At 45.2% G+C, this 17,597-nt stretch carries 17 protein-coding genes, 1 pseudogene and 1 riboswitch; of the genes and pseudogenes, 10 read left to right on the forward strand and 8 right to left on the reverse strand.

Features of this window, described 5'->3' with window-relative positions; genetic code table 11:
* Together ABE021_RS04000 and ABE021_RS04005 are read right to left on the reverse strand one after the other, a co-directional pair.
* Positions 1-315, reverse strand: a pseudogene (locus ABE021_RS04000) (dipeptide epimerase); the annotation flags it as partial.
* Between the two features lie 196 nt (positions 316-511).
* Complete coding sequence (locus ABE021_RS04005) at positions 512-1,159, reverse strand: LuxR C-terminal-related transcriptional regulator (protein WP_430286973.1); 648 nt, start codon at positions 1,157-1,159, stop codon at positions 512-514.
* A gap of 64 nt (positions 1,160-1,223) precedes the next feature.
* Positions 1,224-1,306, reverse strand: a riboswitch (cyclic di-GMP riboswitch).
* A gap of 289 nt (positions 1,307-1,595) precedes the next feature.
* Between ABE021_RS04005 and ABE021_RS04010 the strand changes: the two genes are divergently transcribed.
* The 6 genes from ABE021_RS04010 (at position 1,596) to ABE021_RS04035 (ending at position 5,878) form a co-directional block, all read left to right on the forward strand.
* Complete coding sequence (locus tag ABE021_RS04010; RefSeq protein ID WP_430286974.1) at positions 1,596-2,018, forward strand: hypothetical protein; 423 nt, start codon at positions 1,596-1,598, stop codon at positions 2,016-2,018.
* A 30-nt stretch (positions 2,019-2,048) separates the two neighbouring features.
* Positions 2,049-2,822 carry a hypothetical protein gene (locus ABE021_RS04015; RefSeq protein WP_430286975.1) on the forward strand — a complete coding sequence of 258 codons (774 nt, stop codon included), beginning with the start codon at positions 2,049-2,051 and terminating at the stop codon, positions 2,820-2,822.
* Positions 2,823-2,869: 47 nt separating this feature from the next.
* Complete coding sequence (locus ABE021_RS04020; RefSeq protein WP_430286976.1) at positions 2,870-3,505, forward strand: hypothetical protein; 636 nt, start codon at positions 2,870-2,872, stop codon at positions 3,503-3,505.
* A 680-nt stretch (positions 3,506-4,185) separates the two neighbouring features.
* Entirely contained in the window at positions 4,186-4,521 is a 336-nt protein-coding gene (locus ABE021_RS04025; RefSeq protein WP_430286977.1) for an ArsR/SmtB family transcription factor, read from the forward strand.
* Positions 4,522-4,541: 20 nt separating this feature from the next.
* Entirely contained in the window at positions 4,542-5,495 is a 954-nt protein-coding gene (locus tag ABE021_RS04030) for a cation diffusion facilitator family transporter (protein WP_430286978.1), read from the forward strand.
* 80 nt (positions 5,496-5,575) lie between these two features.
* Positions 5,576-5,878: a transposase gene (locus ABE021_RS04035; RefSeq protein WP_430286979.1), complete on the forward strand. Its 303-nt coding sequence runs from the start codon at positions 5,576-5,578 to the stop codon at positions 5,876-5,878.
* Positions 5,879-6,209: 331 nt separating this feature from the next.
* Here the strand turns inward: ABE021_RS04035 and ABE021_RS04040 are convergent, their stop codons facing one another.
* Positions 6,210-7,400: a hypothetical protein gene (locus tag ABE021_RS04040; protein WP_430286980.1), complete on the reverse strand. Its 1,191-nt coding sequence runs from the start codon at positions 7,398-7,400 to the stop codon at positions 6,210-6,212.
* Positions 7,401-7,466: 66 nt separating this feature from the next.
* On the reverse strand, positions 7,467-8,210 hold the full coding sequence (locus ABE021_RS04045; protein WP_430286981.1) for a YiiX/YebB-like N1pC/P60 family cysteine hydrolase: 744 nt from the start codon (positions 8,208-8,210) through the stop codon (positions 7,467-7,469).
* A 441-nt stretch (positions 8,211-8,651) separates the two neighbouring features.
* Here ABE021_RS04045 and ABE021_RS04050 point away from each other — a divergent pair, with 441 nt between their 5' ends.
* Both ABE021_RS04050 and ABE021_RS04055 read left to right on the forward strand, forming a co-directional pair.
* Positions 8,652-9,509, forward strand: a complete 858-nt coding sequence (locus ABE021_RS04050; RefSeq protein WP_430286982.1) for a helix-turn-helix domain-containing protein — start codon at positions 8,652-8,654, stop codon at positions 9,507-9,509.
* Between the two features lie 167 nt (positions 9,510-9,676).
* Positions 9,677-10,153: a stress protein gene (locus ABE021_RS04055; protein ID WP_430286983.1), complete on the forward strand. Its 477-nt coding sequence runs from the start codon at positions 9,677-9,679 to the stop codon at positions 10,151-10,153.
* A gap of 412 nt (positions 10,154-10,565) precedes the next feature.
* Here ABE021_RS04055 and ABE021_RS04060 read toward each other — a convergent pair whose 3' ends face one another.
* Complete coding sequence (locus ABE021_RS04060) at positions 10,566-11,057, reverse strand: sigma-70 family RNA polymerase sigma factor (protein ID WP_430286984.1); 492 nt, start codon at positions 11,055-11,057, stop codon at positions 10,566-10,568.
* Positions 11,058-11,750: 693 nt separating this feature from the next.
* On the opposite strand from ABE021_RS04060, the gene ABE021_RS04065 reads away from it, so the two are divergent.
* Entirely contained in the window at positions 11,751-12,302 is a 552-nt protein-coding gene (locus ABE021_RS04065) for a competence protein ComK (RefSeq protein WP_430286985.1), read from the forward strand.
* Between the two features lie 873 nt (positions 12,303-13,175).
* Entirely contained in the window at positions 13,176-14,159 is a 984-nt protein-coding gene (locus tag ABE021_RS04070) for a sensor domain-containing diguanylate cyclase (RefSeq protein ID WP_430286986.1), read from the forward strand.
* A gap of 148 nt (positions 14,160-14,307) precedes the next feature.
* On the opposite strand, the gene ABE021_RS04075 is transcribed toward ABE021_RS04070, so the two are convergent.
* The 3 genes from ABE021_RS04075 to ABE021_RS04085 all read right to left on the reverse strand — a co-directional run bounded on the left by ABE021_RS04075 (position 14,308) and on the right by ABE021_RS04085 (position 17,537).
* Entirely contained in the window at positions 14,308-16,062 is a 1,755-nt protein-coding gene (locus ABE021_RS04075) for a GMC family oxidoreductase (protein ID WP_430286987.1), read from the reverse strand.
* A gap of 27 nt (positions 16,063-16,089) precedes the next feature.
* Positions 16,090-16,893 carry a gluconate 2-dehydrogenase subunit 3 family protein gene (locus ABE021_RS04080; protein WP_430286988.1) on the reverse strand — a complete coding sequence of 268 codons (804 nt, stop codon included), beginning with the start codon at positions 16,891-16,893 and terminating at the stop codon, positions 16,090-16,092.
* Between the two features lie 500 nt (positions 16,894-17,393).
* Positions 17,394-17,537 carry a hypothetical protein gene (locus ABE021_RS04085; protein ID WP_430286990.1) on the reverse strand — a complete coding sequence of 48 codons (144 nt, stop codon included), beginning with the start codon at positions 17,535-17,537 and terminating at the stop codon, positions 17,394-17,396.
* Positions 17,538-17,597 lie beyond the last annotated feature (60 nt).

A 17,597-nucleotide genomic window follows, 5' to 3' on the forward strand; every position in this document is an offset into this window, starting at 1 on the left:
ATTTCTAGTGTGCCATAAACACATTTCTTGAGGAGAAAGAATACTGATTACTTTAGGAAGTTCCAGTTGGTCATGATAGCGTCCTCCTAACAAGTTATATACAGGTTGGTTGGATGCTTTTCCCGTTAAGTCATAGCAAGCGATATCAATTGCAGCTTTTGCTGTTGTTGCACCAAATATGACTTTGTTCATTTTGTCATGGATCTTTTCAATATTGAAAGGATTTTCATTTAGAATAATAGGCGTGAGCATCTTTTCTAGAGTAGCAAATGTGCCTTCCCAAGTCTCTCCAGTTACATGCTCATCAGGCGTACCTTCTCCGAAACCGACCTATGAGTTAGTTTGTAAAAGAATAGATAGAGAGATCACTGGCCCTGAAAACGATTGGTGGTCTCTTTTTCTGTTGCAGGAGGCGGCGGGATGACTGAAAAAGACCGCCATCCTTTAAGGACAACGGTCTTTTCTCTATAGCCGCCGACATGCAGCCCGGTGCGTCGATTTTCCTGCCAGCTCATCCGCTCACTTCATACCGCGCAATCCCTTTCACATTCGCATACAGCGCGGCATGTGTCCGGTCGGCCAAGTCTAGCTTGGCCAGCACCTGGCTGACGTGCTTCTTCACCGTATACTCCGTGACGAACAGATCTTCTGCAATCTGCCGGTTGGAGAGACCCTGGCCCAATGCCTGGAGAACCTCAAGCTCCTTGTTTGTTAACTGGTCATGGGGAGACAGGCCCGTTTTCCCGTCTGCCGAAGTACCGAGGAAATTCACCAGCAAGTGAGAATCATAGTAGCGCCTTCCGAGCCGGATCAGGTTCAGCGCATGCGTGACTTCTTCCTGTATGGCGGTACTTGCGACGAGCCCGTCGATCTCTGCAGCTTTCACCTGGCGGAATTCCTGATGGGTGACGTAATCCGCTAGCAGTAGCGCTTTCCCTGTATACCCTTCCGTTCTGGCGGCGTCGACGAGCTCCAAACCGCTCAGGCTGCCGAAACGCCAATCGGCGATCAGAACATCGGGAGGACTCTCTTTCACGAATCGGATCGCCTGCTCCTTTGACGTTACTTCTCCGCAAATCTGGAAATCAGGACTGCCTGAAAGTAGGACTTGCAGCCCGCTCCTGACAAATGGTCTAGGGTCGATGATCAGGATTTTCATGGTACACCTCGTCCAATTCAGTATTTTCGACATGAAAAAGACCTGCAGACAGACGGATCTCCCGTCGTCCCAGGTCGGTTGCACCAGTCACTCCATGCATTCCAGGTGCCCACATACAGAATGCACTTCCTCGTTTTCCTCTGAATTCACTTATTCTATACCTAGTATATCAACCTGCTGGTGAATACTCTGTCAGAAATTGCATGGAAAATGATCTAGTTTTGTCTAATTTCCGTGAGACTGCCGGAATACTGGAAATCAGGTAGACGATGGTGGCATGACTGGTAGACTTCGACTCTTGAAAGAGTAGACGAATGAGGGAAGTACGGCATACGAGAGCCCTCTATACTGAAACTAGTTCCACAGACACAACAAAACGGATGCTGCAAAGGAGGACAAGTCACGCTATGCCTGTTCAACGATCGTGAGGTGGGAAATGAGAAAGAAGTATATCAGCGTCATGGCGCTCCTCTTCCTGATGGTCAGTTCATCGGCAAGTGCGGATTCGGCAAATAAGTCGTTGACGGATTGGTACCAGGGTGAGTTCAAGCCGAGGAGTGAAAGCCTGGGAGCCGCCACTGCGGAAGGACTGTTCCAGGTGTTCCGGATGACACGCAAAATAGGCCAGCAGAGCGAAACGTTATTCAGTCTGGCGATGCTGGAATTCAGCGATGCCAATACGAAGGAAACCGTCCTGGGGATCAAAAACTACAGGCGCCAGATGGAGAGCGAGATAACAACAGCAACGAGCCATCTGGAAAAAGAAGATTTCGAAGCATATAAAGAACAGCTGGCGGTCGAGCGGACAATGGCCGCGGAAGTCGACGCGGTACTCGCAGATGTGCTTGGCCAAGAATAACCACTACTATATTAGAAAAGAGGAATCAGTATGTTGAAAACAATGAAAAGTAAAGTGATTGCAGGCGCAGTAGCAGTAGGAGTTCTGTCAGGCGGAGGAGCGGTACTAGGGGCAACGGATGCAGGTGTGGCGTTAAAAGGCTGGTATGACGCTAAGTTTGGTAGTGCTTCTGAAAAAATAGCGGTTGATTCTGCAGCATATGCCACCTCGCTTGCACCTGGTCTGGCTGCAGATTATCAGGTTGAGAAAGATAGAGCAACAAGTAAATTAAAGGGGGAAGGTGAAACTTCAATCAGCAACGCTAATGGAGGTATCGACAAAAAGAGCAAAGAGTATATCGATCAAATCAACGCTCAAAAATCTCACATTGAATCCTATATGTCGAGCCAATTTAATGGATTGTCTTCACTTGCCAAAGGCCTGATTGAAAAGTCAGGAAAAGAAGCACTGGCTTACGCGAATGGAGATTTAGCGAATCATGCAGGCTCTGAAGGGCAGAAAGCGGTCGGCGAGGTCAATGTGAAAGTGAAAGAAGCAACTGCTGAGGCGGCAAGTAAACTGCAGGCAGCGATTGACGAGTCGAAAAAATCCCTACAGAGCCAGCTGGATTCTCAGCAGGCAAAGACAACAGAGGAAATCAAGCACATGATTGATAGCGAAATTTCCAAGCTGCGCGGTGCAATCATTAACACAAATAATAAACTGATCTTCGATAATGAGAAGAAGATTAAGTCTGCTGCCCATGCATTACGACTTGCTGCAGAATCACAATTGGATGCAATCGTCGGTAATATTAATAAATAACTCCAAACTCACGATGAACCGGTGGATTTCAGGAGAGGAGGGAACGCATGCTGAACCAAGACCGGGTTTCCCGTAAGGTTATCATTCTTCTATTTGCTGTCCTGCTGATAATGTCAGTATGCAATGGAGGAAGCTATGCATTCGCGGACAATAGTATCCAGGGCCGTTTGATCAGTTGGTTCGACAAGCAGAAAAACCAATCGATCCAGGAGATGGACCAGACGATCACAGCGGAGAAGAACCGCCTGATGGAGAGGCTGCGCACTGAGCTGCAACTGGAAACCCAGCGGGCCCAAGCCCAGCTGGCGCAGCACACGGCTGCGGAAACTGCAGGCAGCATTCAACAGTTGCAGCAATATGCGGATGCGCTCTCAGCAACCATCCATGTAAACAATGATGCCGAAAAGACTGCGGTTTCGTCAGCCATCAACAAGGCTCTGGAAAACGCAAAAGCACTTATTCAAGGAGCTGCGGTTGTTCCGGTTGTCCCTCCTGTGTCCCAACCGGTACCGAAACCGTCACCGGAAAGCAACGGAGAACCACCTGGAGCGCCAGCACCTTCACCAGCGCCTACTGACGAGCTGGCAGAACAGCCGGTGGAAACACCAACGCCGGTCGTTCCTTCCCCGACGGAAAGTGAGACCAGTCCATCTCCATCTGAATCGGAAGTAACGAGTAAATAAGAGTAGGAGCCATTTTTTAAGTTCGAAGTATAAGAAGAGAGTGCCAGCCTGTTGCAACGGCTGGCACTCTCAATTTTCGGGGTACAGGTACCTGTACCCCGAAAAATTCAGACACCATTCAGACAACTAGATGCATGAATGGAATAAGAAATCCTCTACTCGAGATATCGGGTAGAGGGTTTTTTGGTATCAGGAGAGACAGCGAAGAACCTTCTTTCTATCTTTTCTCAACTTCGCCTTGTCCATACTTTGCATGCTTTTTTCGAGCCAAACTTCAAATTGGTCCTCACCTGGTGAAAAGAACTTGTTGAAAACGCCTTACTTATGACCAGCGCATATCATTCAATAAAGGTCTGTACATAGCTGTTTTTGGTATGCTTTGTTCGACATTGATCAAATCGGTAATTTCAGTGTTAATAAATTCAAAAGTATGATGATAATACACCGATGTATAGGGTTTGCAATTACATCCAAGATTATCATACCTGAATATCTGCATATAGTTCATTACGTTCCCACCTGTCCCAAGTAGGCATTTTGAGTTCCAATGCTTATGTGTTGGGTATGTAAAAAAGGGAGGTACTATATTTAGTAATTGACAATCATTTAAATCGTTTATAATATATGAGCATATGTTCATATAGAAGAACAAGAACCACATGATTGGAGGGGAATTGAAAATGAGTGAAGAAACAAATAGCGAACAGTCTTTGGAAGAAAACACGCAACATTTGGATGAAGAAACTGTTTTCGTTGTATCCCAAACGTTTAAGGCATTAAGTGATCCAACGAGAATCCGGATCTTAAATTTATTGTGCAAGGAAGAACACTCAGTGAATGATATCGCTGAAACATTGAATTTAAGTCAGTCATCCGTCTCTCATCAATTGCGTTTTTTAAAAAACTTGCGGTTGGTGAAATTCAGAAGAGCAGGGACGACCTTGTACTATTCAGAAGATGACCATCACGTCATGAATTTATTGAAACAGGCAATTGAGCATGCGACTCACAATTAACGATACGGAGGGATTTTGAAGTGGGACATGACCATGGACACGACCATACGCATGGTGCGAATAAAAGAGTATTATTGATTTCCTTCCTGATCATTACTATATATATGATTGTGGAAGCAATCGGCGGATTTTTGACGAACAGCCTGGCCTTATTGGCAGATGCCGGTCATATGTTGAGCGATTCAATTTCATTAGCGATTGCTTTGATTGCCTTCAAGTTGGGGGAAAAAGTCGCAAGTAAAAGCAAGACATTTGGCTACAAGCGGTTCGAGATTTTAGCTGCCGTGTTCAATGGCGTCACATTGATTGGAATCGCTTTGTTCATTTTCTTCGAAGCCGTGAAACGCTTTGCAAATCCTCCTGAAGTTGCGACAACAGGCATGTTGATTGTTAGCAGCATTGGGTTGGCCGTCAATATTTTAGTTGCATGGATTATGATGCGGGGCGGCGATGTGGAAGAGAACTTGAATATGAAAGGTGCTTACCTGCATGTCATGAGCGATATGTTAGGATCAATCGGAGCGATTGCTGCAGCGCTGCTTATGATGTTCTTTGGATGGGGCTGGGCCGATCCGTTAGCGAGTGTCATTGTCGCGGCATTGGTGTTACGCAGCGGTTACTTTGTATCGAAATCAGGGCTGCACGTGTTAATGGAAGGCGTGCCTCAAAATGTGAAAATGAATGAACTTATTCCGACGCTCCGCAATGCGCAGGGCATCATCAGCGTTCATGATTTACACGTTTGGTCCATCACGAGCGGGTTAAACGCACTTTCTTGCCACGCCGTAGTGAACGATCAAATGACGATTGCGGAAAGTGAGCAATTGCTTCGCAAAATCGAACATGATTTGTTGCACCAAAATATTCATCACGTTACGATTCAATTGGAAACATCAGCCCATCAGCATGACGATTCAATCTTGTGTCAAGTGAAACCCGAATCGTCGGGAGGCCACCATCATCACCATCATTGACGTGTACCTGGCCCCCACGCAATTCAGACACTAATCATCCAACTACGTGCGCGAATGAAACAAGAAATCCTCTACTCGAGATGTCGGGCAGAGGATTTTTTGGCATCAGGAGAGACAGCGAAGAACCTTCTTTCGATCCTTTCACCAGTGTGGCATTCTGTATCATGTCCAACCACTTCCATATCCTTATGAAGTCAGAAGAGGACCACAGTAAAATCATGAAGCTCATCAACTGGCGGTACAGCGATTACTATTTAAAGCTATACCGTCATGTCGGACGCATCTATCAGCGGCACTACTACTCGAAACAGGTTTGCCATCCTGCTGCACTCCTGATCGTCAGCCGGTACATCCACCGGAACCCGGTCGAAACAAGTCGCTGATCAGAAAGACTATCCTCGCAGTTCGTTTCCATTCTACATCGATCCGTCTTCTGAACCTCCATCCTACATGGAAGCGAGTCTGTTACCCTTTTGTCTGCCCCTGTCATTTGACAAAAATGCAGCCGGGTACAGTTCATATTGCTTGCAGGAGTTCGGTGGGGAGGAAAGTGAAGAAATGTTGGAATGGATGATGGTAATGCATTAGATGCAGGGGAGCTGAACACTCACCGTTCAAGTATGATTCATCGTGAATTCCTCAATGTTCTTCCAGATACGTTGGAATGGGGTGAGTAGGGTTCTGTATAGTGTCAGAGCTGTGTGGTCCAGGTACCTACTTCAAAACCTTCAAATCATAGGAATAGACCTTTTTGTTATTGGATTGTTCTAGAATGGCATCCAGACCATGGATATCCACGGAGTCTGTTAACATCCCTTTTTCCAGTGAATACGTCTCTAAATAGTAGTGTTCTTTTTTATCCTTGCTATGCCGTAATACGTGGAGATCCCCTTCTTTAAAATAGGTTTCTTCGTTATGGCGCACACTCGAGTTACTGGCTTTTTCAAGACTGAATGCTTTTTCTACTGCTGTTGTCTCCAAGTTGAAAGAGTAGATGTCACCTATTCCGTTAGCGTAATACAACTTGTTCTTGTGGATAGCTGCGGAATTTTTGTAATTGTAAGGAATGGTAGCTGTTAACTCTATATCTTTGTAATTTATAAATTCAAATGTATCCTGCTCGGATGTATTTTTATTTATTCTATAAATGGATACGGCTTCACTCGTATCATTGATGATTTCAGAAATAATTAGATAGTAATGACTCTCATCCGATAGAACAGGTGCGAGCACTTGCATGTCTTCAGTGGATTCGACTTGGATAGGTGCGATGTCCTTTACGTCAAGCCCCTCGTCAAATGTCACTTCCTTGAGATGGAATACGTTTTCTTCTAAGTCCTGTGTGAGGATATCCACAGATTTTCCAGTTGTTCCGGAGGCAGCAATGTAATAAGGAATGCTCTCTACATGAAAGCCTTTGGAGTCCCCATACCGTACATCAGAGCTGTACCCTTCTTCCACAAAACCACTGTTGTAAATACTGAAGAATAGGTCTTTTTCGGGTAAATATCCAGTCCGTTCCCCTGTATATTGCGGAGTGTCCATTTTGAATTTTTTTGTTTGGTCGCTTATTAACGTGACGTTGTTTTTGTCTTCTAATAGGAGCTCATCCTTACCTACTGCCACGCTTCCGAGTTCCAGTCCTTTCATGGGGAGTGCTTGAACGGAATCATCCTCCTGCACAAACACGCCATAACTGACACCTTTCCCGTCAATATCCTGATCAGCTGTCGTTGACAAATAAATGATGGCTTTCGTATTCGCTAATATATTTTTATCGGAAACCTCATTCAACGAAAGCAAAGACGAACCAGGGATGCTTTTCTCTTTCGTGAGCGTCAAGACTAAAGTAAGTACAAGGAGTAGAGTTGCAGCTAGTAGTATGACTTTCTTCTTCGTATTCATTTTCTGTCCCTCCAAATCAGCAAACAAGACCATCTTATATGAATTAGACGGTCTTGTTTTGAAAAGTCAAATATTCCTTACAAGAGCAGTACCTTTTGCATCTCTCACATCACGTGGGTAAACTCCTAATCCACCGTCTACATCCAAGTCCAAGGAACCATTCAGTTTATAAGCCGACCAAATGAGTTTAGAGCAGTTTTTAGCTCCTGTATGACCTGTTTGACGATTTGTAGCAAAATTATAAGAATAGGATTGTCCAACTTGAGTCTTAGCCCAGTTGGCAGCATTATTCCGGTTAGTAGTAGAAGTGGTGACCGACTTCACCTTCGCACCTGTACTATCCACTTTGCGCGCAGTCGTCGAAATGGTTCGAACGCCAGCAGAAGGTACGGATTCTACAATGGTTGTTGACGTATAGTACAATCCCACATGGCCATGATCCAAATAAGCAGTTTGTGAGGGGGTATAATAGAAATTCCCTTTAGTACTGGAACCCACGCTTTTCGTACCGCCGGAAGCTCCATAAGCAGATATATCAGAAGTAGTGGCTTTCTCCTGCTTCCCCTTTTCATCATTGTTCTTCAGCTCTGTGTAAATCTGGTCAAGGACACTCTGTTCAGACTGACCGGTATTCGCAGCAATCGCTCTGACGTCCTGCAGCAATTCCAGTTTTGAAATATCGGGCTGGAGTTTTAAGATTTCACTGAGACCTGTACTGGCATCCGTTAGACTGGAACTAGCAGATACCGAACCTGTTTGGCCGAATAACATAGTGGCAGATAATGAGAGGACTAAAATGGTTTTCTTCATTTTTGCAACCCCTTTATTGTTTTTTTTAGTCGTTTAGAGGGTGAGGACAGGAAGTGAGAATGACAACACTCACTCCTTTTGGCCGTATTCATTGGAAGTTCTGTTGCTGTAGTGTATGGAAACGTCTGACAAATGCGAATGTGGTTACCACTTGCAAAGACGAAGCGAGGATGGGTATTCTGGTTGTATTCTTCAGTCTTTTTAAGCTTGCTTTAGAACTTGAATACATGTCGAAATCAGAATGATGTTAATTACGTGGCTGTAATACTTCACGCACTTAAAATTAATTGATGAACCAGATATCCAATAACGTAATAAGTACCTCTAACATGGCTATCGCCTCCTATATTTGTAAGATTATTTCCACTCTATGTAATCATACTTCCACTAGAATAGTACGTGATTAAAAAAGTCGTAAATGACTAGAAAGGGGTAGATTCGATGCACACAAGTATAGGTTCAGTTGTTAAAAAGATTAGAAGCGATAAAGACTACTCTCAGAAGTATGTAGTGGATGGGGTTATGACACAAAGCGCCTATTCTAAATTCGAGTTGAATAAGGCGGATATTACTTTTTCCTCTTTGTCACGTATTCTTGAAAATCTCGAAGTGACTTTTGAGGAATTCTTATACATTCAAAACGAATACAAGCATACTGAAAAGGATGCCATTGTTAAGAAATTCATTTCAATATCTTACAATAATGAGGACAAGGTCAACGAGTTATTAACAATGGCCGTGAGTTATTTGGACAAAAAAGAAGATCATTTAATTAGTGATATCAAGGCTCTGGCCGAAGCGTTACTCATCCTCATCCACACGGCGGATCAAAAAATACTCCTAACAAGTGTATCGAACGTTTGGAAAAGACTTTCCGCCAAAAACCAATTTTACTTTTCCGACCTCTACGTATTGAATGCGATTTTTTACTTTTTCCCACTTGACACTATGATTGAAATAAAAAAACTAGCGTTCAAAAGTATAGAACGATACGGAGACTTTCAAGACATACAGCGATTGAAGATCAATTTCTGTGTTAATATTTCTCTCATGTTAATAAAAGAAGCATGTTATGAAGAGGCATTAATAGAAATTGAAACTGCAATCCTCTTTTCCAAAAAACAGAAAGCGTATTTACAACGGGCGGTCTGTTATGTGCGGAAAGGGATCTGTTTGAACAGATTAGGTGAAAACGGAATCCCTTGGGTGCAAAAGGGGATGGAGATTCTGGCTGTTCTAGAGGAACAGGAACTGTTGGAAATGGCAAAAGCCGAAATTGAGCTATACGCTGGGTATTGACTATCGAGGATACGAGTTGTTGAGGAGTGCCTGTACGTCTCACGATTTGTCTATTTTGTTCATTGTGCTCTGTGAATAGGTCGTCAATGGTTACTAAGTGGCCATTTGCATTGGATAGTAAATATTGTATACTGTCACCAATTGTTGATAGATGAGGAGGAAGTTATATGAAAAGAATATTAGGCTTAGTGATGCTTTCAGTGCTGCTCTTGCTGGCGGCCTGCGGGGGCACGGATAAGACCAGTACAGATACTGTGAAAAACGACACTACTGATAAGCACGAGGCTGAAGAGCCAGTCAAGGAGATAACGACCGACGATATGATTTCTGCATTTAAAAAGGACGGCCTGGAAATCGGTGACGTCACCGATTTGGAGAAAAAAGAATTTGGGGATACACGGGAAGAAGGGAAGCGGATTTTAGTTCCTTCTCTCGGTGAGGACGCTGGCGGCCGTATATTCCGATTCAAAGACAAAGAGGGTCTGGCCAAAGCGAAAGAGTACTATGTAACTTTAGGAGAGTCCGGCCCTCTCTTTTACTCCCATACGTATGAAAAGGGGTTGTTCCTGTTGCAAATGAATGGTGACATGGAAGATGCAAAATTCGAGCAGTATGAAAAAGTTATGGACGCAATCATTGACTAACTAGAAACAGCACCCCTCCATCTTGGAGGAGTGCTGTTTTAGTTTATGACAGTGAAGTGATCTAGGAGATTAGTGAGAGGCGCCTGGAGCATAAACAATTCACCGCGCTTTAAGAGAATTACTTAGATCGCATACATTATAAATCTTCAAATGATAATAGAGCTCATCATCGCAATGGGGACGGATGAGCTCTTTCGTTTTACAAAAAGAGTGTAAGGATTTTATTTATCCAATCTAAAATAACAATGGTCAATCAAAAACCTCAGCAACTCGTTCCATTTAGAGGTGGTTTATGTCATATGTGTTCAAGATGCTTAAGCCACTTAAAGCCAAGTGAGAAAGATAATTACTCACATTCAGAATCAGTTGTTACCAGAAAATAATCAATTGGCTTGTATGTGGTCCAGGTACCTTACATTCTCCGGTCCGTCAGCTGCTTCCTCAACTTCAGCAATAGCCGCTCTTTCCTTTTCTTGACCCCAGCTACGGAAATCCCGAAATGGGCGGCGCATGTGGCTTGTGAACTGCGGTCTACAAAGAGCAGAATCAGCAGTTCGCGCTCCTGGACGGAGAGGTCTGTTACCACATCTTCCAATCCCCCGTAATCGGTTTCACTTTGTTCCGGAGTGGTCGCAGCGAATTCCAATAGATCGTCTTCTGCCGGCATATGCACGTCGCTGAAACGGTTTTCGCGTTTCAATTCATCGAGCATCGCTCCGTAAATGGAACGGTAAGCATAGGGCGTGAAATCACCTTTTGTTTCGTCGAACCGCCGCCATGCTTGCCATAGGGCAACTCGTCCTGCTTGGCGGAACTGTTCATAATCCCGGTAGATGTGTAACTTCCGGATCACTGCAGATAACATAGGACCATATTGTTCCAGCACTTCTTCGAATGTTTTCAATTTTATCAGCCTTTTCAGGCCGTGCACGACGCTGGTGTATTCCCTGGGTGACTTCATCATAAGCAGGGGGCACAAGGATATCGAGTTGTTATCTTTAAGGAGTTACTGCGTGTTAATAGAAGAAATCCTAAGGGTTTTTCAAATACTTGTTAAGATTACTTTGAATTCGAAGAAGTTACATGTAAAAAAATGTAATATCAATATAGCGTAATCGATGAATCCGTTATTTTCTGTTTTCCGTTAATTTAATCACCAAGAAGACGTCGGAAAGTGGAAATTTGATGGGAGTTGTATTTTTATGGGTTTAACTAGTAAATAGTACTGTATATACTTCTATATATTTCAAATTTTGTGTTGCTATTTGCATGTAATATTATATAATAAAATTAATTGAGTATATTCTGTTAATTCATCGAGTGATCTACCACTTTTGGAAGTTATTATATAGCGCCGTAGATTGAATGATTAAATACCGCATGTGCTATAAGCGATGGGATTGGCTTACAGAAGGTTAAATATGTCTTTAAAGGAGGTGAGAAGCAGGTGGTAAGGAACATGAAAAAAAGCCTTAAGCGATTTTAGTCCGGACAGACCCAATCGCTCAAGGCAGTACGCTGGGTATGCCAGCTTATAACTAGTATACCCTTTTTTTACACAATACTACATGTTTTTAAAAAAAGGGAGGAACATCAGATGGAAATGAGAGAAGATTATATCATCAATACTGAGGCGAGCATGGTGGCTCCGCATTTTGGAAACTCGGGAGATTTACACTCACTAGTAATGGAAAGTGACGAGTTATTTTTTGTGCGTGTAAGACCTGAAAAGTTGTTCGATGACAATTTACGGAGGAACGGAACCAGTTTGAGAGGTGCGGCCGACGGAGCTAAGCAGATGATTGGTTCGAGTACGATGGCACCGGTCGTCTTCAATAAGAAACACAAAATGTATTGGACACCTACCATGTCACCGCAATCCCCGTACTGCGTTTGGCTGGCAGTTTCTCACATTTTGAAATACGAAGAAAAAGGGAAGCACGCCACGATGGTTCATATGCGGAATGGGAGTAAGATTGAAGTCGCTTGCAGTCTCTACCGTTTTAAACAGCGCATGCAGCGGGCGTACTCCTTGCAATCTATTATTGAAAATCAGTCCAAACATTTACTAAAGCCTGCTAAAATCTGCACCCAGCGGTTTTACATACGGAAGAACCATAAAGGCGTCAATTACGATTTGGACGAATAACTGAATCGCTGTGCATTTCGCAGAATCGATTGCTTGAGCGCCGTTTAATTCAGACAATGTTCATTGATCGGTGTAAGTCCTCATTTCTGGAAATCGATCGGAAAGCTTTTGCTGTCCTATTATCGCTGTGGAAATATATTGTAGTTGCAACCGCGTCTGTTTTACATGACACTCCCGATTGGCACCAAAATAGGTTCCTGCAACGTAATACCCGATTTGAAGCCATACTCATGGATTCAAACCGGGTTTTTCATTTCGAGATAGTAAATGTATAGGTCTGCTATTCACGTGGAATGACTTCCAGCATCTTGATTGGATTATGCGAAGAGAAAAAACGCTAGCCCATTCAGGGAGCAGTACCGTGTTCTTACAGCTCGGAAAAGATGGATAGCTTTCCACCCGATTTTCCCGAATTCACTCTACCGTCAGCTCCTTGAATTCATTGACATCCTTCACGCACGGTTGGGTTGCTTCTCCTGGAAGTCCACATTCGTCAAATCGACACCGATGTGCCTCTCAGCCAGGTCTTTCATCGTCATGCGGACGGTGTTTTGTAGCAGGGAGGTCTAATCGTCTTCGAAACGGCTTCCTTGCTCGGGAAGCTCGCACAAAATCCGCGTGGTCGTTTGCCTGTATGGTTTTCCGTTTTAATCCATCGGTTTTCGAATGCCGTTTCCCGGAATTCGGTCATTATGGAAATCATTTATCAAATATAGTGATAAAAGACTACAAACTATTTACCTATATAGAGAAAAATGATATACTTCTTAGAAATTATGTTTATACCATCACTGGCTAAATTACTATGTAAAGAGGGTTCATTTTCAAAAAAGCATTTTGAGGACAGGGCACGTTGACAGGAGTGATACCGGGTTGAAAATAGATCATCTGCTGAAACGAACAAGGGGTTTTCTGCGTAGTCTGATTCCGGAGCGAAAAGTGAAACGTTTGGTGAGTCAACCGACTATTCCGGACCAGCTACAGAATGTACTTGAGATGTTGGATAATTCGAAGGACGTGATCTACCATTTCCAAGTCAAGCCGGAGTGGAAGTTCATCTATTTGAGCCCGGCGATCGATCTGTGGCTGGGGGAAGGGACGGCAGAAGCGGCCATGACGGATCCGGCCGTTCCGTTCCGATTAGTGCATCCCGATGATTTGGCGGAAATGATGGATAAGGTGAGCAACGAAGTCGACTATGGTGAGATGCTCATTCAGCGATGGAAGGATCAGGACGGGATCTACCACTGGTTTGAAGAACATATCACACCCATTTACGAAAACAACGAACTGGTCGCACTACAAGGTGTGACGCGTAATATCGATGAGCGGATGGAAAACCAGAGGCGACTTGAATACCAGGCGAATTATGACGCGCTGACGGATATCCATAACCGGGCGTTTTTCAATCAGAAAATAGAACGTTTGAATGAGGAAGTTTCGACGCCGGCCGGTATGATTCTATGTGATGTGGATCGACTGAAAATGGTCAACGATTTGTATGGTCATGAAGCTGGAGACGAACTGTTGAAACGTGTAGCCCGTTTTCTGACACGGTTCAGCGGTGAAGATACGACCATCGCCCGTATTGGCGGCGACGAATTCATCGTCCTGATAACGGGTGAGCACACGCATGTCCACTTGCAAGAACTGGAGAAAATGATGGTCATGGAGATGGAGCGGTACAACAGCACGCACCCGGAAGAGGAAATTCAGCTGTCGATCGGCTGCGCATTCACCGGGAATTCCATTGGCTGCATGTCGGAAGTGTTCAGACAGGCGGATGCGGAAATGTACCGCAATAAGGCAGAGAAACGGCGCAGGAGTATTGAACATAACCGTGGCGTACTGCTGTGAACTAGTGGAGGTTATGGCCAATCGAGGCAATTACTTAGGAGTATGAGAAACAGCCATCCGCGATGTCTAATATATGTCACCATAGAAAAAACCGCCCTTACGATGCCGTTGCTGGCGCCATGAGGGCGGTTTTTCGTTTGCAATCCACTCAGGCGTTCTTCTCGAGAGACTTCTCCGCCAAATTGCCGCCTTCTTTCAGATACGTGAGCATGCCATCCGCTGCGCGGTAGGCGAAAGCCCCAATCGTGACGGTCGGATTGTAGTTGCTGTTATGTGGGAACGAGGAACCGCCGACGACGAAGAGGTTGTCCATGTCCCACATCTGTGAGTACGTATTGACTGCGGATGTTGCCGGGTCCGCCCCCATGATCGCCCCGCCGAAGAAATGATCGGTGAAGAACTTATGGTCGAATTCGACATCGTCTTTTACGACATCGACGTTCATCGAATCGGCGCCCATCTGTTTCATGATCTCTGCGCAGCGTGCAACACCAGCTTTGGCACGGTTGCGGTCTTGTTGGGTATATGTCACAGTCACACGCAGGAGCGGGTTGCCGAGTGAATCCTTATAGGTCGGATCCAGGTCCATATATGTCTCCTTGTTCGGCAAAAATCCGCTTTGAGCTGTGATGAACAAATTGCGGTTGAAGTATTTCAAGGATTGCTTCTTGAATTCCTTGCCCCATTTCGGCGTGCCTTCAGGAACTTCGTTATGGGCGATCGGCCGGGTGCCAAGCTGGCTGTAATGCACTTCATAACCGTGCAGGTAGTCGAGATCGGTGTGGTCTTCGTTATCTCCGCTGAAATCATCGATCGATGCACCGAGCCCGCCGGTGCCCATGAAATTGTTGAACTTCTTGTCTTCGAAGAAACCCCGGGCACCGATATAGGTCGATATGTTGTTGAAGTGGCCTGTGAAGTTTTTGCCGATGACGCCCTGTCCTGTCTTGGGGACATAAGGTTTTCCGATTTTCGAAGTGAGCAGCAGCTGTGTATTCGTGAAGACGAAACCGGCGAGTACTACGATGTCTGCGGGCTGTTCGAATTCCTGGCCCGTGATGACATCCGTGTACACCAATCCGGTCGCTCTTTTGCCATCATGGCTCACACGGTTGACGTTGGAGCCGTTGCGGATTTCCAGATTGCCGGTCTTTTTGGCAGTCGCAAGTACGGTGCCGATCGGATCGGCTTTTGCCCCGAAGTCACAGCCATATTCCTCACAAAATGCGCAGTAGACACATCCATTGATCTTTTCGCCATCCGGGTTCACATACATTTGTGACATGTTGGCGGATGGGATCCGGTAAGGATGATAACCGAGCGCTTTCGTCGCTTCGCTGAATAACTTGATGGTCGGTGTGTTTTTCATGGGAGGGTTCGGATACTTATCCGATCGCGGCGGTCCGAGCGGGTTTTCCTCGCCAGAGATCCCTGCAGTCTTTTCGTAACGATCGTAGTAGGGCTCCAGCTCATCGTATGTGATGCCCCAGTCCTGCATGGTCGATTCTTTTGGTATTTTGTCTTTCCCATAGCGTTCGACCGTTTTGCTATAGATTTCAAAATCATAGGGGAGCCAACGGAAAGCCATGCCATTCCAGTGATTTCCGGCGCCGCCTGTATGGTTGCCAAGGCGGGCGTTCGAATTGTTCCGGACCGGAATCGCTTCTTTGTGGATGGAGTTCCTTGAAGTGATGGTCGTCTTGTTCAAATCTTGCATCAGATCATAGCGCTTCGAATAGCGCAGTTCGTCTTTCGTGCCGACGAAGTCTTCATGTGTCTTATCCTGCCCCCGCTCCAGGATGACAACCTTGTAACCTGCCTTCGTCAGCTCAGCCGCTGCGATCCCGCCGGTCCATCCGGATCCGACGATGACTGCATCGACTTTCTCCAATCTTTTAACCATTGAAACTCCTCCTTGTACGCATCATCATTAGTGTCCTTGGTAATCCCTCAAGCTGACTGGCTGGAGTTTCTTGAATTCGTCCTGCTCGATGAAACCTGCATACGAAGCTTGTGCTCCTGGGAACTCCTTCATTTTCCAGCCTTCCATCCCTCGGTTGCCACCATAGAGCGGATCCGAATAGGCGCCTTCGAGCGTGGACTGTAGCAGCAGATTGAAGAATTCGGATGCCTGCACACCTCTCATCACCACTTTGTCGTTTTCGAAGTCTGTCAGCAGTTCGATCTGTTGCTGCTCTTCGGCTTCGTCAAATGGTGCATTGAACCGTTTTCGGCTCTCATCATCGAGGGAACGGAGTCCGAGCAGGAAGAGCTCCCCTCGGTCGAGGATCGATTGTTCTCCCGCGGATCCTGCACTTTTGTCATTGTCCTCCAATTTGACGGCATAGGGGCTGTGACGGTAATCCTGTGCATTAATGCCCCATCTGCCTGCGAGCTGTTTATCGATATAATAAGGAACACCGAGCTTGATGGCCCCTGGGCCGAGCTCGTCTTCCGGTAAAATCTGTTCCGTTGCGGCTTTCAGCACATTGAAATCATGCGCCCGTGTAAAGAACTGACGAGCTTCCATGTCCATCATCTCGTCGTCCTTATGAGACACGACCTTCTTTTCCTCTTTCTTGTCGAAACTCTTAGTGAGCAGCCCTCCGAACAACGATCCTCCGACAAGACCTCCTGCAAGTATCCCCGAACTCTTCAGGAATTTCCGCCGGCTCATATCTTGCTGATGCTGGGATTCCTCTTTGGCATCCCTGGGTGGTCGATTCTCCTCCACGCGCAATCCCTCCCATATAATTCTTTAATTGTCGAACTAGTTAAAAACCTCAAGTCAACTGATTTCACTATATCATAGCAAAAGCTTCGTTTGTCGAATAAAGTCGGAAGAAGAGGAGGAATGAATGGATAGTCTCTTTTTTATGTAAAATATTGATAGGTTTGAGGGGAGAGTGTGGATTTTTCATTATCCGTTTTATAGGTGTGTATTTATTTTAGTGTTGAAGTATTTCTGTGTAATTGATTCGATAATAGGAATTGGATTATTGGAAAGACAGCCCCGGGCCCGTATTGTCTACAACCGGAAACAGGAACAGGTGAAAGACGAGGACTTGATGACCTGTTCCATCCATTTCCAGTCAAAGCCGTGGTTTTCCGATTTTCCAATAGACCCTTCCTCCTAAGTTGAAGGCCATGGTCAAACTGATTGGGAAACGACGATTTTCCCTGCATAGAACTAGCCGAGCCGCCCGTCAGCCCGCTCCCATGACACAAAGCGGTTTATCCAAGCCCATCATCTTTTTTATAGGGAAGCTCATTTGTATTCGAAATTGCTCTTTCTGGCCCTGATTTGGATTCATCTTGCTGCAAGCGGATTGCGTCATTACGCACCGCGAATTTCAATCGGGCAGTGAGGACATCCATTTTCCCATCTCCACAATCTGTTAGTTTTACCCAAAAACAATCCAGTATGGATACATTTGT

This window comes from Sporosarcina gallistercoris, from assembly GCF_050459885.1.
Lineage (GTDB): Bacteria > Bacillota > Bacilli > Bacillales_A > Planococcaceae > Sporosarcina > Sporosarcina gallistercoris_A.